Genomic DNA, 21,435 nt, shown 5'->3' with positions numbered 1-21,435 from the left:
GTTATCCTTGACACCCCATACCGGTTATGTTAAAGTATTGCAGGTAGCCCTATCGCTTTTTTTTGTGCGCAAAAAAGGGTATATCTTGATACGGGAGGTGTAACACATGCGAGTTGTTATGACGCTAGCTTGTACAAACTGCAAGCAACGGAACTATACTTCCAACAAGAACAAGCGTAACCATCCAGACCGTATGGAGTTCAAGAAATTCTGCAAATATTGCAATGAACATACCGCTCATCGCGAAACCAGATAGTCTGTGGAGGTGTAGTGCGTGGCTTTCTTAGCTAAAATGAAGCAGGGTTTCGGCTCCTCGTTCTCGTTTTTTACTGAAAGCTGGAGCGAACTGAAGAAGGTCAAGTGGCCAACACGCAAGGAAATGATCAGCTATACGACCGTGACCCTTGTAACGGTGGCTTTCGTGACTGTCTATTTTTTCTTGCTCGACCTGGGGATCTCTGAGTTGCTGCGGCTTGTCTTCAAATAAATTCAGGAACTAGGTGGCAAATATGGAAAAAAGATGGTATGTCGTTCATACCTATTCAGGTTACGAGAACAAAGTCAAAGCCAATTTGGAGAAGCGCGTTGAATCTATGGATATGGCGGACAAGATCTTCCGCGTACTCGTACCCATGGAGGAAGAGCTGGTAAACAAAGACGGCAAGAAGAAAACCGTCATGCGTAAAGTTTATCCCGGATACGTGCTCGTAGAGATGATTCAAACCGACGATTCCTGGTATGTTGTCCGCAACACGCCTGGCGTAACCGGTTTTGTAGGCTCGACGGGTTCCGGCTCTAAACCGACTCCGCTGCTTCCGGAAGAAGTCGAATCTATTCTGAAGCATATGGGAATGGAAGAACCGAAACCGAAGATCGATTTCGATCTGAAGGAAACGGTTCGCGTGAAGGTAGGTCCTTTTGCGAATTTCGTCGGCACTGTCGAAGAAATTATTGCAGACAAGAGCAAGCTCAAGGTTCATGTCAACATGTTTGGTCGAGAGACTCCGCTGGAGCTTGAGTTCCATCAGGTGGAGAAACTGTAGACTGCATCGATTCAAATCCCTCTATTGAGGAAGTTTCTCTTGCGGAATCAGGTTGCTGATTCTGGCTGGTTCCTTAAGAAAAGCTTAGCCAGATCTGTTTCTTTCGCGGATGGGCTTTTGCTGGTGGGAGGGAAATGATCCCGTCGAACCACACTACGTGCAAGGAGGTGTCATCACACATGGCAAAAAAGGTAATTAAAATGGTGAAACTGCAGGTTCCTGCAGGGAAAGCGAATCCGGCTCCGCCAATCGGTCCTGCTCTGGGTCAAGCTGGCGTGAACATTATGGCTTTCTGTAAGGAGTTCAATGCTAAGACTGCTGATCAAGCGGGTCTGATCATTCCGGTTGTTATCACTGTATTCGAGGACCGTTCGTTCACATTCGAAACGAAAACGCCTCCGGCAGCCGTACTTCTTCGTATCGCAGCTGGTGTCGAAAAAGGTTCCGGTGAACCGAACAAGAAGAAAGTTGCAACGGTTAAGCGTGCGAAAGTTCGCGAAATCGCTGAAACGAAAATGCCTGACCTTAACGCTGCATCCGTAGAGGCTGCAATGCTGATGGTTGAAGGTACTGCTCGCAGCATGGGCATCACGATCGAAGACTAATTCGATTCGTAGGCTTCCCCGGGAAGCCGCAAAACAGTGGGAGGGCAATCCGTTACGACCACAGAGGAGGAATACAAATGGCTAAACACGGTAAGAAATATAACGAAGTGGCTAAGCAGGTTACTGCCGACGCACTTTATGAGCCGGCTGAAGCGATTGAGCTTGTTAAGAAAACAGCTCCGGCGAAATTTGATGAAACAGTTGATATTGCTGTTCGTCTTGGCGTTGACCCAAGAAAACAGGACCAGGCTGTCCGCGGCGTAGTTGTACTTCCGCACGGTACTGGTAAAACTAAGCGCGTCCTCGTATTCGCGAAAGGCGACAAAGCTAAAGAAGCAGAAGCAGCTGGCGCTGATTTTGTAGGCGATCAAGATATGATCAACAAAATCCAGCAAGGTTGGTTCGAATTCGATGTTTGCGTAGCTACTCCTGACATGATGAGTGAAGTTGGTAAGCTCGGACGTCTGCTCGGTGGTAAAGGCCTTATGCCTAACCCTAAAGCAGGTACCGTAACTTTCGACGTTACCAAAGCTGTTCAAGAGATCAAAGCTGGTAAAATCGAATACCGCCTGGATAAAGCAGGACAAATTCATGCTCCACTCGGCAAAGTATCTTTCGACGCTGACAAGCTCTCCGAGAACTTCAAAGCGCTGATCGACGCACTGCTCAGAGCGAAACCTGCCGCTGCTAAAGGTGTATACCTGAAGAGCGTTGCAATTTCCTCCACAATGGGCCCGAGCGTTCGCGTGAACCTTCAATCCTTCAGATAAGTTATTTTACGGTTGACATCTTATGTCGAACGTGATAACATAACTGAGGTCGTTAGTTTAACAAACGAATATATAGACCGTAGACAGCAGGTGCCGATGGGAGCATCCCAAACAGCTTAATGTCCTGCCGAGGTGTTATGATATAAGTTCGGGTTATACCGGAAGTGTCATGCCTTCGTAGAGTCTACGAAGGCATTTCTTATGCTTAGGCTGCGGAAATGCTTGCAATAGATTCGGTGAAAACCAGATTGACAAGAAGTGAGGTGTACCTATGGCAAACGCAAAGATTTTAGCAGAAAAAGAGCAGATCGTATCCGACTTGTCGGACAAACTACGTGCAAGCTCCTGCACAATCGTAACCGACTATCGTGGACTTAACGTTGCGCAAGTAACGGAACTTCGTAAACAACTACGTGAAGCAGGCGTAGAATTCCAAGTTCTTAAGAACTCGATGGTAAGACGTGCAACTGCTAACGCTGAGCTGACGGAACTGGATGCACATCTGACAGGTCCGACTGCTATCGCGTTCAGCAAAGACGACGTTGTCGCTGCAGCAAAAATCCTTAACAACTTTTCCAAGAAAAACGAAAGCCTGAGCATTAAAGCGGGCGTTGTTGAAGGTAAAGTTGTGGATGTAACTCAAATCAAAGCACTGGCTGATCTGCCTTCCCGCGAAGGTCTTCTGTCCATGCTCCTCAGCGTGCTTCAAGCACCTGTACGCAACTTCGCTCTTGCGGTTAAAGCTGTGGCTGAAAAGCAAGAAAGCGGAGCGGAAGCTTAATTTTTACCCAAAAATCATTCGAATGAATATAATGGAGGTTTAACCATGAGTAACGAGCAAATCTTGGAAGCCATTAAAGGCATGACAGTTCTTGAACTGAACGATCTGGTTAAAGCAATCGAAGAAGAATTTGGCGTCACTGCTGCAGCTCCAGTTGCAGTAATGGGCGGCGCTGCTGGCGGTGCTGAAGCAGCTGAGCAATCCGAATTCGACGTAATCCTTAACAACGCTGGTGCTTCCAAAATCAACGTTATCAAAGTTGTTCGCGAAATCACTGGTCTTGGTCTGAAAGAAGCAAAAGACCTGGTTGACAACGCACCGAAGCCTATCAAAGAAAAAGTAGGCAAAGAAGAAGCAGAAGCAGTAAAAGCAAAACTCGAAGAAGCTGGCGCTTCCATCGAAGTGAAATAATTTTGCTTTACACGAGAAACCTCTTGAAGCCTGGCTTCAAGAGGTTTCTTTTGAATTTATAAAGCTTTTTGCATGCTGTTTATGTAGAGCTTCATAATTCCGGGTATTCTAGGATAGGAAAAGTGACTTGAATACAAAGGAGCGATCGGCGTTGACGGATCACTACTATACGCAAAAACCGACAGTGAAACACAATGTGCGGGAAATAGAGTTTGGAGTGGGGGATCGCAAGCTCAGATTGATGACGGACGCCGGTGTCTTTTCCAAGAGCGAGGTCGATTTCGGCAGCCGTCTGCTAATCGAAACCATGGTGCTTCCGGCTAAGGCGCGTATTCTGGATGTGGGCTGCGGTTATGGACCGATCGGTTTGAGTGCGGCTTTTAAGTGCCCGTCCGGTCATGTAACGATGGTAGATATCAACGAACGGGCTATCGAGCTTTCGGCGCAAAACGCGGAACGTAATGGAATCCGGAATATTTCCGTGCATCAAAGCGATAAGCTGGAGGCTGTAAAAACGGAAAAGTTCGATGTCGTTCTGACGAACCCGCCGATACGGGCAGGTAAACAGACGGTGCATGCCATATTTGAGCAGGCTTACGAGTGTCTGAATGCCGGAGGCGCATTATGGGTGGTTATTCAGAAAAAACAAGGATCGCCGTCGGCCTTCGCCAAGATGGAAGAGCTTTTCGGAGAGGCCGATGAAGTCACCAAAGACAAAGGCTATCGTATAATACGTGCTTTTAAGAAATAGTCAAGCGTTTGAGAAAAAAGTTTGACTTGACAATCTTGATATGGTATCATTAAAAAATGTCAGTATTAAGATGGGCTTGATGTCTTTCGTTTAAGAAAATGTCAAGCATTTTTTTTGGAGAGAAATGAATAAAATTTCAAACGTTGAGTATAATGTTGAAATTTTAGGAAATTCTAACAAAATAGTAGTACTAGTCATAACGATGCGGATCAACAAGAAAAACCTCCATCCATTGCAGTCGCTTCTTCGGACGGGCTCTCTGACAAGATCGGAGATGTCCAACCTTAGCGTGCGCCCGGCTTAGACGCCCTTCCTTAAGGGGGTGCCAACATACAAGACGGCGCCGCATGAAGTGTACGTCGATAGAAGTTTTTCTTATTTATTTTTATGAACTGAGTAGACTTAAGGGGTGAATGAAGTTGGCGGGACATCTTGTTCAATTTGGACGACGCAAACGCAGGACTTATGCTCGAATTAATGAGGTGCTGGACATCCCCAACCTGATTGAAATTCAGCAAAAATCATACGAATGGTTTTTGGATGAAGGATTGCGGGAGATGTTTTTAGATATCTCACCGATTCAGGATTTTACGGGGAATCTAGTGCTTGAGTTTATTGACTACAGCTTAGGAGAGCCTAAGTATTCCGTGGACGAATCCAAAGAGCGTGACGTAACCTACGCTGCACCGCTTCGGGTGAAGGTACGTCTGATCAATAAGGAAACCGGAGAAGTAAAGGAACAGGAAGTGTTCATGGGCGATTTCCCGATCATGACCGAGACCGGAACCTTTATTATTAACGGTGCTGAACGTGTAATTGTCTCCCAGCTCGTTCGTTCTCCTAGCGTCTATTATAGCACTAAAGTGGATAAGAACGGTAAAAAGACTTACACAGCTACGGTTATTCCTAACCGCGGAGCTTGGCTGGAATTAGAGACGGATGCGAAAGATATCATTTATGTGAGAATCGACCGCACACGTAAAATTCCGGTTACCGTTCTTCTGCGTGCACTTGGATTCGGAACCGATGCCGAGATTCTTGATCTTCTTGGCGATAATGAATATATACGCAATACGCTCGACAAAGACAACACCGATTCAACGGATAAAGCGCTGATTGAGATTTACGAGCGTCTTCGTCCGGGTGAGCCGCCGACTCTGGATAACGCAAGAAGCCTGCTCGTAGCGCGTTTCTTCGATCCGAAGCGGTATGATCTCGCCAATGTGGGCCGGTACAAAATCAACAAGAAGCTTCATATCAAGAACCGCTTGTTCAACCAGCGACTTGCCGAAACTCTTGTGGATCCTGAAACGGGAGAAATCGTAGCCGAGGCGGGTCAATTGCTTGACCGTCGTCTGCTTGATGAGGTTCTTCCGTTCCTGGAGAAGAAGATCGGATTCAAAGATTATTCCGTGCCTAACGGAGTTGCCGGAGAGGAAATCATTCCGGTTCAAACGATTGATGTATACTCCCCTATTGAAGACGGTAAAGTAGTCAAAGTCATTTCTAACGCTGTCATTGACAAGTCCGTTAAGAATATTACACCGGCCGATATCATTTCGTCCATTAACTACTTTATAAACCTTCTGCATGGAATCGGAAACACGGATGATATCGATCATCTCGGAAATCGTCGTCTCCGTTCCGTAGGCGAGCTGCTCCAGAACCAGTTCCGTATCGGTTTGTCCCGTATGGAGCGTGTCGTTCGCGAGCGTATGTCCATTCAGGATGCGAATGTTATTACACCGCAGGCTCTGATCAACATACGTCCCGTTATTGCGGCCATCAAGGAGTTCTTCGGAAGCTCCCAACTTTCGCAGTTCATGGATCAGACGAATCCGCTGGCAGAACTGACGCATAAGCGCCGTCTGTCCGCTCTCGGTCCGGGTGGTTTGACGCGTGAACGCGCGGGCTTTGAAGTTCGTGACGTCCATCACTCCCACTATGGCCGGATGTGTCCGATTGAAACGCCGGAGGGTCCGAACATCGGGTTGATCAACTCCTTGTCCACCTTCGCGCGGATTAATGAGTACGGCTTTATCGAGGCGCCATACCGCCATGTAGATCCGAAGACCGGTGTGGTTACGGAAGAAATCGTGTATATGACAGCGGATGAAGAGGATAACTACGTCGTTGCTCAAGCGAATGCCGAGCTTACGGAAGAAGGAACATTCGTTAACGACAGTGTCATTGTCCGTTATAAAGATGATATCTTGACTCTGCCTAAAGAGCGCGTCGACTACATGGACGTATCGCCTAAGCAGGTCGTATCGGTTGCGACAGCGCTGATTCCGTTCCTGGAAAACGATGACTCCAACCGTGCCCTCATGGGATCGAACATGCAGCGTCAAGCCGTTCCGCTTCTTATTCCTAAAGCGCCTCTTGTCGGTACGGGAATGGAGCATAAGTCCGCTAAAGACTCCGGTGTCTGTATTGTTGCCAAACATGACGGAATTATTGAAAAAGTTGCCGGCAATGAAATTTGGCTGCGCCGCCAGGAACTGGTGGACGGAAAAATGGTTAACGGCAATCTCATCAAACATAAGCTTCACAAGTTTATGCGTTCCAACCAAGGTACGTGTATCAACCAGCGTCCGATCGTTCAAAAGGGCCAGCTTGTTAAAGCGGGCGACATTCTTGCCGACGGTCCTTCCACGGAACAAGGGGAATTGGCTCTTGGACGTAACGTAGTCGTTGCCTTCATGACATGGGAAGGTTATAACTACGAGGATGCGATCCTTCTGAGCGAAAGACTTGTAAAAGAAGATGTGTACACATCCATTCACATCGAAGAATACGAGTCCGAAGCCCGGGATACGAAACTCGGTCCGGAAGAGATCACTCGCGACATTCCGAATGTCGGCGAAGATGCTCTGAAGAACCTCGACGAGCGCGGAATTATCCGTGTCGGTGCCGAAATCGGCGCTGGCGACATTCTGGTCGGTAAAGTAACGCCGAAAGGCGTAACGGAACTGACGGCCGAAGAGCGTCTCCTGCACGCGATTTTCGGTGAGAAGGCGCGTGAAGTAAGGGATACCTCCCTGCGCGTTCCTCACGGAACCGACGGTATCGTCGTAGACGTGAAAGTATTTACGCGTGAGAACGGCGACGAACTGCCTCCGGGCGTTAACCAGCTCGTTCGCGTCTACATTGCCCAGAAGCGTAAAATCTCCGAGGGCGATAAAATGGCCGGACGTCACGGTAACAAAGGGGTTATCGCGCGTATCCTTCCTGAGGAAGATATGCCGTTCATGCCGGACGGAACGCCTGTAGAAGTCGTTCTTAACCCGCTGGGCGTACCTTCCCGTATGAACATCGGTCAAGTACTGGAAGTCCATCTGGGTATGGCCTCCAGAGCGCTTGGTATCCACGTGGCTACCCCGGTATTCGACGGAGCGCGCGAGTACGACGTGTTTGACACGATGGAAGAAGCCGGCATGCAGCGCAACGGTAAAACCAAGCTCTATGACGGCCGCACAGGCGATGCTTTTGAACGCGAAGTAACCGTTGGCGTCATGTATATGATCAAACTGGCGCACATGGTTGATGATAAAATCCACGCCCGTTCCACGGGTCCTTACTCTCTCGTTACACAACAGCCTCTGGGTGGTAAAGCCCAGTTCGGCGGACAGCGTTTCGGGGAGATGGAAGTGTGGGCCCTTGAGGCCTACGGTGCGGCTTACACGCTTCAGGAAATCCTGACCGTGAAGTCGGATGACGTGGTCGGACGCGTTAAAACGTACGAATCCATCGTCAAGGGCGAGAACGTTCCGGAGCCGGGAGTTCCGGAATCGTTTAAAGTATTGATCAAAGAGCTTCAAAGCTTGGGTATGGACGTTAAAATCCTGTCCGGCGACGAAGAGGAGATCGAGATGAAAGAACTCGATGATGAGGAAGATACGACCAGTGACAAGCTTAATCTGAACCTTGAAGGGGCAGAAATTGGAGTCGAATAGCTGCAACTGATAGAGGAAAGGCGGACATAGCAGTCCGCCTCCTTCCCATAACTAGCACATTCTAAGGAGGGTTGCTCCTTGTTGGACGTAAACAACTTCGAATTTATGAAAATTGGATTGGCCTCACCTGAGAAGATCCGTTCGTGGTCCCGTGGGGAAGTTAAAAAACCGGAAACCATCAACTACAGAACATTGAAACCGGAGAAAGAAGGTTTGTTCTGCGAGAAGATTTTCGGACCGACGAAAGACTGGGAGTGTCACTGCGGTAAATACAAGCGTGTGCGTTACAAAGGTGTCGTTTGTGACCGCTGCGGCGTTGAAGTTACACGTCAGAAGGTTCGCCGCGAGCGTATGGGACACATCGAGCTTGCCGCTCCCGTATCCCACATCTGGTATTTCAAAGGTATTCCCAGCCGCATGGGTCTTGCGTTGGATATGTCTCCTCGTTCCCTTGAAGAGATTATCTACTTTGCATCCTATGTAGTAACGGACCCGGGAGATACGCCTCTTGAGAAGAAGCAGCTTCTTTCCGAGAAAGAATACCGGAGCTACCGTGAGAAATACGGCTATGCTTTCCAAGCGGGTATGGGTGCCGAAGCCGTTAAGAAGCTTCTTCAGGATATCGACATCGATAAAGACGTGGAATCCTTGAAAGAAGAACTCAAAACAGCACAAGGCCAACGCCGTAACCGGGCGATTAAACGCCTGGAAGTAATGGAAGCGTTCCGTAATTCGAAAAACCGTCCTGACTGGATGGTTCTTGATGTGCTGCCGGTTATTCCTCCGGAACTTCGCCCGATGGTTCAGCTCGACGGCGGACGTTTTGCGACTTCCGACCTTAACGACCTGTATCGCCGCGTTATTAACCGTAACAACCGTCTGAAGCGTCTGCTTGACCTGGGCGCACCGGATATTATCGTTCAGAACGAGAAGCGTATGCTTCAGGAAGCGGTTGACGCCCTGATCGATAACGGCCGCCGCGGCCGTCCTGTAACGGGTCCGGGTAACCGTCCGCTTAAATCTCTCAGCCACATGCTGAAAGGTAAGCAGGGCCGTTTCCGTCAGAACTTGCTCGGTAAACGTGTTGACTACTCCGGCCGTTCCGTTATCGTTGTAGGTCCTAGCCTCAAAATGTACCAATGCGGTCTGCCTAAAGAGATGGCATTGGAACTGTTCAAACCGTTCGTTATGAAAGAACTGGTGAACAAAGGCCTTGCGCATAACATTAAGAGTGCGAAGCGCAAAGTAGAACGTGTCAGCCCGGAAGTTTGGGATGTTCTTGAAGAAGTGATTAAGGAGCACCCGGTTCTTCTGAACCGTGCCCCCACACTGCATAGATTGGGTATCCAGGCGTTCGAACCGATTCTGGTCGAAGGCCGCGCCATCAAGCTGCATCCGCTCGTATGTACGGCCTATAACGCCGACTTCGACGGTGACCAAATGGCCGTTCACGTGCCGCTTTCCGCTGAAGCGCAGGCTGAAGCACGGCTTCTCATGCTTGCGGCAGGCAACATTCTTAACCCGAAAGACGGCAAGCCGGTCGTCACTCCATCGCAGGATATGGTTCTGGGAAGCTTCTATCTGACTACGGACAACAAGCATGGCCGCGGTGCGAACCTGATCTTCCGTTCCGTGAACGAAGCCGTTTCCGCTTATCAGAACGGCACTGCCGAGCTGCATGCCCGCGTAGCGATCCCTGCGAAGGTTTTGAACAAGAAGAACTTTACGGAAGCTCAGCAAAACGCTTATCTGATTACGACTATCGGTAAAATCATCTTCAACGAGATTTTCCCTGATGATTTCCCGTACATCAATGATGCGACTAAAGCGAATCTGCTTAACGGTCCTTCCGATGACTATTTCGTGTTTGAAAAAGGCTCCAACATCCGTGCAAGAATGGAAGAGCTTCCCGAAGCGAAAGCGGTCGGTAAAGACTACCTCGGTTCGATTATTGCCGAGTGCTTCCGTAATTACCATACGACCAAAACTTCGGTCATTCTCGACAAGATCAAAGAACTCGGCTTCACATACTCCACTAAAGCCGGTATCACGGTTGCCGTGGCCGATGTTGTGGTACCTAACGAGAAGAAGAAGATCCTCGAAGATTCCGAAGAAAAGGTACGCACAGTAACGAACCAATACCGTCGCGGTCTTATTACCGATGACGAGCGTTATGACCGTGTTATCGCGATCTGGAGTAAAACGAAGGATGAAATCACGGATATCCTGATGAGATCCCTCGACAAATACAACTCCATCAACATGATGGTGGAATCCAAAGCGCGGGGTAACAAATCGCAAATCACTCAGCTGGGCGGTATGCGTGGTCTGATGGCCAACCCGTCCGGTAAAATTATCGAGTTGCCGATTAAATCGAACTTCCGTGAAGGTCTTACCGTCTTGGAATACTTTATTTCCACGCACGGTGCCCGTAAAGGTCTTGCCGATACGGCCCTTCGTACAGCGGATTCGGGTTACCTGACTCGTCGTCTCGTTGACGTAGCCCAGGACGTTATCGTCCGTGAAGACGATTGCGGAACGGACAAAGGTTTCATCGTCAGCAAAATTCAGGACGGCAAAGAAGTTATTGAAGACCTGTTTGACCGTATTGAAGGCCGCTACGCGTTCGAAACGATTCGTCATCCGGAAACGGGCGAAGTTATCGTTAACCGCAATGAGCTAATCGAAGCGAACATTGCGAACGCGATCATCGATGCGAATATCGAACGTCTTCAAATTCGTTCCGTGCTTAGCTGCCGCTCCCGTCACGGGGTCTGCAAGAAGTGTTACGGACGTAACCTGGCGACGGGCCAGCACGTTGAAATCGGGGAAGCTGTCGGTATTATCGCGGCTCAATCCATCGGTGAGCCCGGAACCCAGCTTACCATGCGTACGTTCCATACCGGGGGCGTTGCCGGAGACGATATCACGCAAGGTCTTCCGCGTATTCAAGAGCTTTTCGAAGCCCGGAATCCGAAAGGTCAAGCGATTATCTCCGAAATCGACGGACTTGTTAAAGAGATCCGCGAAGCCAAGGATCGCCGTGAAATTGAAGTTCAGGGCGAAGCCGAATCCCGTGTATATGCGGTGCCGTACGGTTCCCGTGTAAGAGCGATTGTCGGTCAGACGATCGAAGCCGGGGATGAGCTTACCGAAGGTTCGATCGATCCGAAGGAAATGCTCCGTATCAAAGGTATCCGTGGCGTTCAAAACTACATCCTTCAAGAGGTTCAACGCGTTTACCGGAACCAGGGTGTAGAAATTAACGATAAGCACGTCGAAGTTATGATTCGTCAAATGCTTCGCAAAATCCGTATCGTTGATGCGGGTGACACTACGCTTCTGCCAGGTTCCTTCGTAGATATGCACGAATACGAAGAAGCGAACAAAGTAGCTTTGTTTGCGGATAAAGAACCTGCCGTTGCCAAACCGATTCTTCTCGGGATTACGAAAGCATCGCTGGAGACGGACTCCTTCCTCTCCGCAGCGTCTTTCCAAGAGACGACACGCGTATTGACGGATGCCGCAATCAAAGGCAAAGTCGATCAGCTGCTCGGTCTCAAAGAGAATGTTATCATCGGTAAGCTGATTCCTGCAGGTACGGGTATGACCCGTTACCGGAACATCCGGGTCGTAGATCCGAACCAGGAGCCGGCTGAAGAAGAAAATGCAGAAAAAGAAGCGGTATCCGTTGAATAAACGGAACTGATTCGGCAATAAAAGGCCCGTCTCCCGAGAGTGTGTAAAAAATATCAAAGGAGACGGGTAATATTCTTGACACTACCCTGCCGAGATGCTAAGATATCGTAGTGTGCCTAAATTAATATTCTTTCCTGTTCTTTGGGGGATATGGGATTATGACATATGACAAAGTAAAACAGGCGTCGAAATTAAGTGTCGGCACAAAGCAAGCAACGAAAAGCGTCGAGCTTGGTCAGGCATTAGAAGTTATTGTTGCCAAAGATGCAGATCCGCGATTGACTACTAAGATTGTTAATCTCTGTACCAAATCAGGAATAGAGATTACTTACGTAGATTCTATGAAGCTGCTTGGAAAAGCATGTGGAATCGAAGTGGGAGCCGCTGTGGCTGCGATCGTCGATAAATAGTAAGGCCGAGTGTTTTTGTTTCTAGATTTCATGTGAGAATAACCAGCTTATTTTTGCTGAGTCTAAAAACAAAAACTTTCCTTTGCTTTTTTACGACTCGCCTGGATCTGTGGGCTTGCAATAAAGGAAGTAACAAATGCTAGAGAGGAGGTGGCGGCATGCCAACAATTAACCAGCTAGTTCGTAAAGGACGTCAAGCTAAAGTCGTTAAATCGAAATCCCCAGCTCTCCAAAGAGGTTTCAACGCCCTGAAAAGAGAGTCCACGGAAATCAGCGCTCCACAAAAACGTGGTGTTTGTACTCGTGTAGGTACAATGACTCCGAAAAAACCGAACTCCGCACTTCGTAAATACGCACGTGTGCGTTTGACGAACCGTGTAGAGGTTACTGCATACATTCCGGGTATCGGACACAACCTGCAAGAACACAGTGTTGTTCTGATTCGCGGCGGAAGGGTTAAAGACCTTCCGGGGGTACGTTACCACATCGTTCGCGGTGCACTGGATACGTCCGGTGTTAACAACCGTATGCAAGCTCGTTCCAAATACGGTACGAAGCGTCCTAAAGTTAAGAAGTAATAATTTTTCAAGCATTTATTTTTTGGGGAAAGGGGGATCACTATGCCTCGTAAAGGTCCAGTAACACGCAGAGACGTATTGCCAGATCCGATTTACAACAGCAAATTGGTTACTCGCTTGATTAACCGCATCATGATCGACGGTAAAAGAGGGGTAGCACAATCGATTCTATACAACGCATTTGAACTCGTGCAAGAGCGTACCGGTAAGGAGCCGATGGAAGTTTTCGAACAAGCCATCAAGAACATCATGCCGGTGCTGGAAGTTAAATCTCGCCGTGTCGGCGGTGCTAACTACCAAGTTCCGATCGAAGTTAAACCTGAGCGTCGTACGACTCTTGGTCTGCGTTGGCTCGTAAACTACTCTCGTCTTCGTGGTGAGAAAACCATGGAAGAGAGACTGGCTTTCGAAATCATCGACGCTAGCAACAACACCGGTTCTTCCGTTAAGAAACGTGAAGATGTACACAAAATGGCAGAAGCGAACAAAGCGTTTGCTCACTACCGTTGGTAGGATTCAGATCCTCGAATTAGGAAGGAGACAAAACCATGGCAAGAGAGTTCTCCTTAAAAGATACGCGTAATATCGGGATCATGGCGCATATTGATGCGGGTAAAACGACGACAACCGAACGGATCCTGTATTACACAGGCCGTACCCACAAAATCGGCGAGGTGCACGAAGGTGCAGCTACGATGGACTGGATGGAGCAGGAACAGGAGCGCGGAATTACGATTACTTCCGCCGCTACCACTGCTGCATGGAAGAATCACCGCATTAATATCATTGATACCCCGGGACACGTTGACTTCACAGTAGAAGTTGAACGTTCCCTGCGTGTATTGGATGGAGCTGTTGGCGTATTCAGTGCCAAGGAAGGCGTAGAGCCTCAGTCTGAAACCGTTTGGAGACAGGCTGACAAGTACAGCGTTCCTCGTATTGCTTACGTGAACAAAATGGATATCATCGGCGCTGACTTCTTGGGAGTAGTTGATTCGATGCGTGACAAGTTGGGTGCCAATGCGGTAGCTATTCAGCTTCCGATCGGCGCTGAGAATGACTTCGTTGGCATCATCGACATCATCGAAGAGAAAGCTATTCTTTACAAGGATGACCTTGGTAAAGAAGTAGAAGATATCGAGATTCCTGCGGAGTACAAAGACAAAGTCGCTGAACTTCGTATGGAGCTTGTCGAGAAAGTTGCCGAGCTGGACGAAGAACTTACAATGAAATACCTGGAAGGTGAAGAAATTACGGTTGCCGAGCTGAAAGCGGCTCTCCGCAAAGGCGTAGTATCCGTTCAAATCTTCCCGGTTATCTGTGGTTCTTCTTACCGTAACAAAGGGGTTCAGCCTATGCTGGACGCCGTAATCGACTATTTGCCGGCTCCAATCGACGTTCCTGATATTCAAGGTGTTCTTGAAGACGGAACGGAGACGATCCGCAAATCCTCCGATACGGAACCTTTTGCTGCGCTTGCATTCAAAATCATGACCGACCCTTACGTTGGTAAACTCACGTTCTTCCGTGTGTACTCCGGCGTACTGCAGTCCGGCTCCTATGTTCTGAATGCTACCAAAGGCAAGCGTGAGCGCGTTGGCCGTATTCTTCAAATGCATGCGAACAGCCGTCAAGAAATCTCCGAAGTTTATGCAGGGGATATCGCGGCAGCCGTAGGTTTGAAAGATACCGGTACAGGCGACACCCTCTGTGATGAGAAAAATGCGGTTATCTTGGAGTCCATGAACTTCCCTGAACCGGTTATCGAAATCGCAGTTGAGCCTAAAACGAAAGCCGACCAAGACAAAATGGGCGTTGCGCTTTCCAAGCTTACCGAGGAAGATCCTACATTGCGCGCCAGCACCAACGAGGAAACCGGTCAAACGATTCTCGCGGGTATGGGTGAGCTTCACTTGGAAATCATCGTTGACCGTATGCGTCGCGAATTCAAAGTGGACACCAACGTAGGTAAACCGCAGGTTGCTTACCGCGAAACGTTCAAGTCTGGTGCCAAGGTTGAAGGTAAATTCGTTCGTCAATCCGGTGGCCGTGGTCAATACGGACATTGTTGGGTTGAGTTCGAACCGCTGGAACCGGGTAGCGGCTTCGTATTCGAAAGCAAAATCGTCGGTGGTGCTATTCCAAGAGAATACATCGCTCCGATCCAAGCTGGTATCGAAGAATCCATGAAGAACGGTGTAATCGCCGGTTTCCCTGTCGTGGACATCAAAGCAACTGTCGTTGACGGTTCTTACCATGATGTTGACTCCAACGAAATGGCGTTTAAAATCGCTGGTTCCATGGCTCTTAAAGCAGCTAAGGACAAATGTAACCCGGCCCTGCTTGAGCCGATCATGAAAGTAGAAGTAACGGTTCCGGAAGAGTACATGGGCGACGTAATGGGCGACCTGAACTCCCGCCGCGGACGCATTGAGGGTATGGATAACCGTTCGGGTGCGCAAATCATCCGTGCTAAGGTGCCTCTCTCCGAAATGTTCGGTTACTCCACGACACTTCGTTCCAGAACGCAAGGTCGCGGTGTTTACTCCATGGAAATCTCGCATTATGAAGAAGTGCCTAGAACTATTGCAGAAGAAATCATTGCAAAGAACAAAGGCGCTTAATATAAAATTAAGCTTAAACTTTATCCCGAGGAGGAATTGTTTAACATGGCAAAGGCTAAATTCGAACGTAATAAACCGCACGTTAATATCGGTACTATTGGTCACGTCGACCACGGTAAAACAACTCTGACAGCTGCGATCACTAACGTACTGTCCAAAAGATATGGTGGATCTGCAGTAGCTTTCGACCAAATCGATAAAGCACCAGAAGAGCGCGAGCGTGGTATCACTATCTCCACAGCACACGTAGAGTACGAGACTCCTAACCGTCACTACGCTCACGTTGACTGCCCAGGTCACGCCGACTATGTTAAAAACATGATCACTGGCGCGGCTCAAATGGACGGAGCGATCCTGGTTGTATCCGCAGTCTGACGGCCCTATGCCGCAAACTCGCGAACACATCCTTCTTTCCCGTCAAGTAGGCGTTCCTTACATCGTCGTATTCATGAACAAATGCGACATGGTTGAAGACGAAGAGCTTCTTGAACTGGTTGAAATGGAGATCCGTGATCTTCTTTCCGAGTATGAGTTCCCAGGCGACGACACTCCGATCATTCGTGGTTCCGCTCGTGAAGCTCTGCAAAACCCAGACGGCGAATGGGCTGACAAAATCATCGAGCTCTTCGAGCAAGTTGATACTTACATCCCAACTCCAGAACGCGAAACTGACAAGCCTTTCCTTATGCCTGTCGAGGACGTATTCTCCATCACAGGTCGTGGTACAGTTGCTACAGGCCGTGTAGAGCGTGGTACTGTTAAAGTACAAGACGAAGTTGAAATCGTCGGTATCGCTGAAGAAACTCGCAAATGCGTAGTTACAGGCGTAGAAATGTTCCGTAAGCTTCTTGATTCCGCTCAAGCTGGTGACAACATCGGCGCACTGCTTCGTGGTGTAGACCGTAAAGACATCGAGCGCGGACAAGTTCTTTCGAAGCCGGGTTCCGTTAACCCGCACACTAACTTTTCTGCACAAATCTACGTTCTGACTAAAGAAGAGGGTGGCCGTCATAAGCCTTTCTTCACAGGTTACCGTCCTCAGTTCTACTTCCGTACAACTGACGTAACGGGTATCATCACCCTGCCAGAAGGTACTGAAATGGTTATGCCTGGTGATAACATCACCGTAACGGTAGAACTGATCAACCCAATCGCTATCGAGCAAGGTACTAAGTTCGCGATTCGTGAAGGCGGCCGTACTGTTGGCGCCGGCGCAGTAGCAACAATCAGCAAATAATTTCGTCTAACGACGATCTTCATATGAAACACGTACTGTAACGAGACCCCTGTACTGTAACGAAGTAAGACGAAGGCCCTGCCCTTGGTGGCGGGGCCTTTTTATATGAAAGTGATTAATCGGTCAATGAAGTTCGGTCATACACATGCTGAGGCGGCAAAGACGTCAACAAGCACACGATTCATAAAGAAAATCGAACGATTATGCACATGAAAGCGACATTTTCGGAAACCTTTTTGTTTCTAGATATTTGTCGTATAAAAATGTTGCATTTATCTTTGGTATTCGATATAATAGTGAGCGTTGGTCTGTGACGTTGCGATGATGTGAGAGGTTGCTGGCACACCCGGCCCCTTTGCCATGGGAGTGGTTGTCAGGAGATTTTCACGGAGTATGTCCGATACTAAATTGGGCGATAGAAGGAGGGACTTATATGGCAAAGCAAAAAATTCGTATCCGTTTGAAAGCTTATGATCACAGAGTGATCGATCAATCGGCTGAGAAAATCGTTGAAACTGCCAAGCGTTCCGGAGCAAGTGTTTCCGGTCCGATTCCGCTTCCAACTGAGAAGCAAGTTATCACGATTCTTCGTGCGGTACACAAATACAAAGATTCTCGTGAGCAATTCGAGCAGCGTACACACAAGCGTCTGATCGATATCGTGAATCCTACACCACAAACTGTGGACGCTTTGATGAGACTGGACTTACCGTCCGGCGTAGACATTGAAATTAAACTGTAAAGCTTCTATATATAGAAGAAACGAAAAGGAAAAGAGGTGTCAACGATGAAAGGTATCTTAGGTAAAAAACTTGGAATGACTCAAGTGTTTACACCGGAAGGGAACGTAGTACCTGTCACTGTTATCCAAGCTGGACCTTGTGTGGTTCTGCAGAAGAAAGATGTGGATAACGACGGTTACGAATCGATCCAAATCGGTTTCGCGGACAAGAAAGAAAAAAATGCAACTAAGCCTGAAATTGGTCATGCCAAGAAGGCGAACACTGCTCCTAAGCGCTACGTTAAAGAATTTCGTGGAGTGGCACTGGGTGAGTACGAAGTTGGTCAAGAGCTGAATGCTGATCTTTTCAGCGAGGGTGAATTTGTTGACGTGTCCGGAACTTCCAAAGGTAAAGGATTCCAAGGCGTTATCAAAAGACACAATCAGCATACTGGACCAATGTCTCACGGCTCCCGATATCATCGTGGACCGGGTTCGATGGGTTCCATCGCAGCTAACCGTGTAATGAAAGGCAAGAAATTGCCAGGACATATGGGTAGCGAAACCGTAACCCTGCAAAACCTGCAAGTTATTAAAGTTGATGCGGAACGCAACGTAATTCTTGTTAAAGGCTCCATTCCTGGTCCTAGAAACAGCTACGTAAGCGTGAAATCCGCGGTGAAAAAGTAAGAAAGGAGGAAGACTGATGCCAAAAGTAGCTCTTTATAATGTATCCGGCTCGCAAGTCGGTGAAGTAGAACTGTCTGATGCAGTGTTCGGTATCGAACCTCACGTACACGCTCTGCATGAAGCTGTTTTGCTCCAGCAAGCATCCGTTCGTCAAGGAACCCACAAGGTTAAAGGACGTTCTGAAGTACGCGGCGGCGGACGTAAGCCGTGGAAGCAAAAAGGTACTGGCCGTGCTCGTCAAGGTAGTATCCGTGCTCCACAATGGAAGGGTGGCGGTGTCGTATTCGGACCGACTCCTCGCAGCTATGGTTACAAACTGCCTAAGAAGGTTCGTCGTCTTGCAATCAAGTCGGCCCTGTCCTCGAAGGTAATCGATAACGACATTATCGTTCTGGACCAGCTTCAAATGAACGCTCCGAAAACGAAAGAATTCGTAGCTATTTTGAAAAACCTCAATGTAGAGCGTAAAGCTCTCGTGGTTGCTGCTTCTTACGAAGATAGTGTTGCTCTCTCCGCTCGTAATATCCCTGGAGTTAAATTCGTCGTTGCTGATGGAATCAACGTACTCGACGTAATGGTTCATGACAAATTGATCATTACGAAGGATGCGGTTCAGAAGGTAGAGGAGGTGCTTGCGCAATGAAGAACCCACGCGATATTATCAAGCGCCCGGTCATCACGGAACGTTCTACAGAAATGATGGCTGATAAGAAATATGTGTTCGAAGTTGAAATCCGTGCTAACAAAACGGAAATCAAGCAAGCGATCGAACAAATTTTCAAAGTTAAAGTATCGAGCGTAAACACACTCAGAATGCCGGCTAAACCGAAGCGTCAAGGACGTCACTCCGGTTACACTTCCGAATGGAAGAAAGCCATCGTGACACTCAGCGCTGACAGCAAAGAGCTGGAGTTCTTTGAAACGGTATAACAATATCTCTAAAGTAAGGAGGTAACACAGGTGCCAATTAAAAAGTATAAACCGACCTCTCCAGCAAGACGTGCCATGTCGGTATCTTCTTTCGAAGAAATCACGACATCCGTACCGGAGAAATCCCTGCTTGCTCCTCTGAGCAAACAAGCTGGTCGTAACAACCAAGGTAAAATCACTACTCGTCACCACGGTGGCGGACATAAGCGTAAATACCGCATCATCGACTTCAAACGCAATAAGGACGGCATTCCGGGTCGCGTTGCTACGATCGAATACGATCCAAACCGTTCCGCTAACATTGCTCTGATCCACTATGCAGACGGTGAGAAGAGATACATCATCGCTCCTAAGGGTCTGAAAGTCGGCGACCAAATCCAATCCGGATTGGGTTCTGACATTAAAGTAGGTAACGCGCTGGCTCTGGAAAACATTCCGGTCGGTACAGTTATCCACAACATTGAGTTGAAGCCAGGCAAAGGCGGACAATTGGTTCGTGCTGCCGGTACGGAAGCTCAACTGCTCGGTAAAGAAGATGTGTACGTGACTATCCGTCTTTCCTCGGGCGAAGTTCGCAAAGTGCTTAAAGGCTGCCGCGCGACTATCGGTTCTGTAGGTAACGAAGATCACGAACTCGTGAAAATCGGTAAAGCAGGACGTAATCGTTGGCTCGGTAAGAGACCAGAAGTCCGCGGGGTAGTAATGAACCCGAACGATCACCCGCACGGTGGTGGTGAAGGCCGCGCTCCAATCGGACGTAAGTCTCCGTTGTCCCCATGGGGCAAACCGACACTCGGTTATAAAACTCGTAAAAAAGGCAAAGCTTCTGACAAGTACATTGTACGTCGTCGCACGAAGTAATTTATACACATCTGAATACTTTATGGTTCAGAGAAGGGAGGGGCTTCAATGGGTCGCAGCTTGAAAAAAGGTCCTTTTATCGACGGACACCTGATGAAAAAGGTCGAAGAACTGAATGAGTCGAGCAAGAAAACGGTAATCAAAACTTGGTCTCGTCGTTCTACGATTTTCCCGCAATTCGTGGGCCACACAATCGCGGTGTATGACGGAAGAAAACACGTGCCTGTATACGTAACGGAAGATATGGTCGGACACAAACTCGGTGAGTTTGCACCAACTCGTACGTACAAAGGTCACGATGACGACAAGAAAACAGGCAAGCGCTAATCGTTATTTTTACTGGGAGGAGGTACTACTATGCAAGCTAAAGCTGCTGCTAAATTCGTTCGGATCGCTCCTCGCAAAGTGCAGCTGGTAATTGACTTGATTCGCGGCAAACAAGTAGGCGATGCGGTTGCAATCCTTCGTCATACTCCAAAGTCAGCTTCTCCGATCGTGGAGAAAGTTCTGAACTCCGCAATTGCCAACGCTGAGCACAACTATTCGATGGATCCTAACAAACTTGTTATTAGTGAAGTTTATGTGAACCACGGTCCAATCATGAAAAGATTCCGCCCTCGTGCGATGGGTCGTGCAAGCCGTATCAATAAACGTACCAGCCACATCACTGTTGTGGTATCTGAGAAATAAGGAGGGATAACGTGTGGGTCAAAAAGTAAGCCCGGTGGGTCTTAGAATTGGTATTATTCGCGATTGGGAATCCAAATGGTATGCTGAGAAAGATTTCGGCGACCTGCTGATGGAAGACGTTAAAATTCGTGAATATCTGAAGAACAAGCTGAAAGATTCTGCAGTGTCCCATATCGATATCGAGCGCGCGGCTAATCGCGTTAACGTTACGATTCATACAGCTAAACCTGGTATGGTTATCGGTAAAGGTGGAGCGGAAGTTGAAAACATCCGTAACTACATTGCCAACATGACAGGCAAAAAAGTACACATCAACATTGCAGAAGTGAAAAACCCTGAGCTTGACGCTGTCCTCGTTGCAGAAAGCATTGCACAACAGCTTGAGCGCCGCGTATCTTTCCGTCGTGCTATGAAACAAGCGATGCAAAGAACGCAAAGAGCGGGAGCTAAAGGAATTAAAGTTTCGACCAGCGGTCGTCTGGGCGGAGCGGAGATTGCCCGTACGGAAGGATACAGCGAAGGAACAGTTCCACTCCACACGCTTCGTGCGGATATCGATTATGGTACAGCTGAAGCGCACACGACCTACGGACGGATCGGCGTGAAAGTATGGATCTATCGTGGAGAGGTACTTCCGACAGCTAAGAAAAAGGCTCAATCGGAAGGAGGCAACTAATC

The 21,435-nt window shown here is 48.4% G+C and carries 22 protein-coding genes, 1 pseudogene and 1 other annotated feature; all 23 genes and pseudogenes read left to right on the top strand.

The features are described 5' to 3' along the window. Positions 1–106: 106 nt before the first annotated feature. The 23 genes and pseudogenes from rpmG to rpsC all read left to right on the top strand — a co-directional run bounded on the left by rpmG (position 107) and on the right by rpsC (position 21,433). Positions 107–256 (top strand): 50S ribosomal protein L33, encoded by a 150-nt coding sequence (gene rpmG, locus ABC395_RS24260; RefSeq protein WP_082211310.1) that lies wholly within the window; start codon positions 107–109, stop codon positions 254–256. 18 nt (positions 257–274) lie between these two features. Beyond that, entirely contained in the window at positions 275–487 is a 213-nt protein-coding gene (gene secE / locus ABC395_RS24255; protein ID WP_103998021.1) for a preprotein translocase subunit SecE, read from the top strand. Between the two features lie 22 nt (positions 488–509). After that, positions 510–1,043 (top strand): transcription termination/antitermination protein NusG, encoded by a 534-nt coding sequence (nusG, locus tag ABC395_RS24250; protein ID WP_009674510.1) that lies wholly within the window; start codon positions 510–512, stop codon positions 1,041–1,043. A gap of 179 nt (positions 1,044–1,222) precedes the next feature. Continuing rightward, positions 1,223–1,648, top strand: coding sequence for a 50S ribosomal protein L11 (gene rplK / locus ABC395_RS24245; protein ID WP_103998020.1), 426 nt, complete (start codon positions 1,223–1,225; stop codon positions 1,646–1,648). A gap of 77 nt (positions 1,649–1,725) precedes the next feature. Then, positions 1,726–2,418 carry a 50S ribosomal protein L1 gene (gene rplA / locus ABC395_RS24240; protein ID WP_009674490.1) on the top strand — a complete coding sequence of 231 codons (693 nt, stop codon included), beginning with the start codon at positions 1,726–1,728 and terminating at the stop codon, positions 2,416–2,418. A 59-nt stretch (positions 2,419–2,477) separates the two neighbouring features. Beyond that, positions 2,478–2,627: a sequence feature (ribosomal protein L10 leader region), on the top strand. Positions 2,628–2,689: 62 nt separating this feature from the next. Then, the gene (rplJ, locus tag ABC395_RS24235) at positions 2,690–3,199 is read left to right on the top strand and encodes a 50S ribosomal protein L10 (protein ID WP_413006321.1); all 510 of its coding nucleotides are present in this window, start codon (positions 2,690–2,692) and stop codon (positions 3,197–3,199) included. 45 nt (positions 3,200–3,244) lie between these two features. Next, on the top strand, positions 3,245–3,610 hold the full coding sequence (rplL, locus tag ABC395_RS24230) for a 50S ribosomal protein L7/L12 (RefSeq protein WP_009674515.1): 366 nt from the start codon (positions 3,245–3,247) through the stop codon (positions 3,608–3,610). A gap of 151 nt (positions 3,611–3,761) precedes the next feature. Then, entirely contained in the window at positions 3,762–4,361 is a 600-nt protein-coding gene (locus ABC395_RS24225; protein WP_413006320.1) for a class I SAM-dependent methyltransferase, read from the top strand. 419 nt (positions 4,362–4,780) lie between these two features. Next, complete coding sequence (rpoB, locus tag ABC395_RS24220; RefSeq protein ID WP_413006319.1) at positions 4,781–8,317, top strand: DNA-directed RNA polymerase subunit beta; 3,537 nt, start codon at positions 4,781–4,783, stop codon at positions 8,315–8,317. Between the two features lie 78 nt (positions 8,318–8,395). Further along, positions 8,396–12,016: a DNA-directed RNA polymerase subunit beta' gene (gene rpoC, locus ABC395_RS24215; RefSeq protein ID WP_413006318.1), complete on the top strand. Its 3,621-nt coding sequence runs from the start codon at positions 8,396–8,398 to the stop codon at positions 12,014–12,016. Positions 12,017–12,174: 158 nt separating this feature from the next. Further along, positions 12,175–12,426, top strand: a complete 252-nt coding sequence (locus ABC395_RS24210) for a ribosomal L7Ae/L30e/S12e/Gadd45 family protein (protein ID WP_413006317.1) — start codon at positions 12,175–12,177, stop codon at positions 12,424–12,426. Positions 12,427–12,584: 158 nt separating this feature from the next. After that, positions 12,585–13,004, top strand: a complete 420-nt coding sequence (rpsL, locus tag ABC395_RS24205; RefSeq protein WP_042235505.1) for a 30S ribosomal protein S12 — start codon at positions 12,585–12,587, stop codon at positions 13,002–13,004. Positions 13,005–13,046: 42 nt separating this feature from the next. Continuing rightward, entirely contained in the window at positions 13,047–13,517 is a 471-nt protein-coding gene (gene rpsG, locus ABC395_RS24200) for a 30S ribosomal protein S7 (protein ID WP_016423665.1), read from the top strand. Between the two features lie 35 nt (positions 13,518–13,552). Continuing rightward, positions 13,553–15,628: an elongation factor G gene (fusA, locus tag ABC395_RS24195; protein ID WP_413006316.1), complete on the top strand. Its 2,076-nt coding sequence runs from the start codon at positions 13,553–13,555 to the stop codon at positions 15,626–15,628. A 45-nt stretch (positions 15,629–15,673) separates the two neighbouring features. After that, positions 15,674–16,865 (top strand): annotated as a pseudogene (gene tuf, locus ABC395_RS24190) (elongation factor Tu). A gap of 433 nt (positions 16,866–17,298) precedes the next feature. After that, complete coding sequence (gene rpsJ, locus ABC395_RS24185) at positions 17,299–17,607, top strand: 30S ribosomal protein S10 (protein ID WP_103998012.1); 309 nt, start codon at positions 17,299–17,301, stop codon at positions 17,605–17,607. Between the two features lie 45 nt (positions 17,608–17,652). After that, positions 17,653–18,276 carry a 50S ribosomal protein L3 gene (gene rplC / locus ABC395_RS24180; RefSeq protein ID WP_103998011.1) on the top strand — a complete coding sequence of 208 codons (624 nt, stop codon included), beginning with the start codon at positions 17,653–17,655 and terminating at the stop codon, positions 18,274–18,276. Between the two features lie 16 nt (positions 18,277–18,292). Further along, on the top strand, positions 18,293–18,919 hold the full coding sequence (rplD, locus tag ABC395_RS24175) for a 50S ribosomal protein L4 (RefSeq protein WP_103998010.1): 627 nt from the start codon (positions 18,293–18,295) through the stop codon (positions 18,917–18,919). After that, positions 18,916–19,206, top strand: coding sequence for a 50S ribosomal protein L23 (gene rplW / locus ABC395_RS24170; RefSeq protein ID WP_009676809.1), 291 nt, complete (start codon positions 18,916–18,918; stop codon positions 19,204–19,206). Before rplD ends, rplW begins: the two co-directional genes overlap by 4 nt. A gap of 30 nt (positions 19,207–19,236) precedes the next feature. Further along, positions 19,237–20,067 (top strand): 50S ribosomal protein L2, encoded by an 831-nt coding sequence (rplB, locus tag ABC395_RS24165; protein ID WP_413006315.1) that lies wholly within the window; start codon positions 19,237–19,239, stop codon positions 20,065–20,067. Positions 20,068–20,115: 48 nt separating this feature from the next. After that, a complete protein-coding gene (rpsS, locus tag ABC395_RS24160) occupies positions 20,116–20,394 on the top strand; it encodes a 30S ribosomal protein S19 (RefSeq protein WP_009676795.1) in 279 nt (92 codons plus the stop codon). A 30-nt stretch (positions 20,395–20,424) separates the two neighbouring features. After that, positions 20,425–20,757 (top strand): 50S ribosomal protein L22, encoded by a 333-nt coding sequence (gene rplV, locus ABC395_RS24155; RefSeq protein WP_016423663.1) that lies wholly within the window; start codon positions 20,425–20,427, stop codon positions 20,755–20,757. Between the two features lie 13 nt (positions 20,758–20,770). After that, positions 20,771–21,433, top strand: coding sequence for a 30S ribosomal protein S3 (gene rpsC / locus ABC395_RS24150; protein WP_009676810.1), 663 nt, complete (start codon positions 20,771–20,773; stop codon positions 21,431–21,433). Positions 21,434–21,435 lie beyond the last annotated feature (2 nt).

Origin of the sequence: Paenibacillus canaveralius, from assembly GCF_047238265.1 — a bacterium.
Taxonomy (GTDB): domain Bacteria; phylum Bacillota; class Bacilli; order Paenibacillales; family NBRC-103111; genus Paenibacillus_F.
This window is presented reverse-complemented; position numbering and strand designations above follow the sequence as displayed.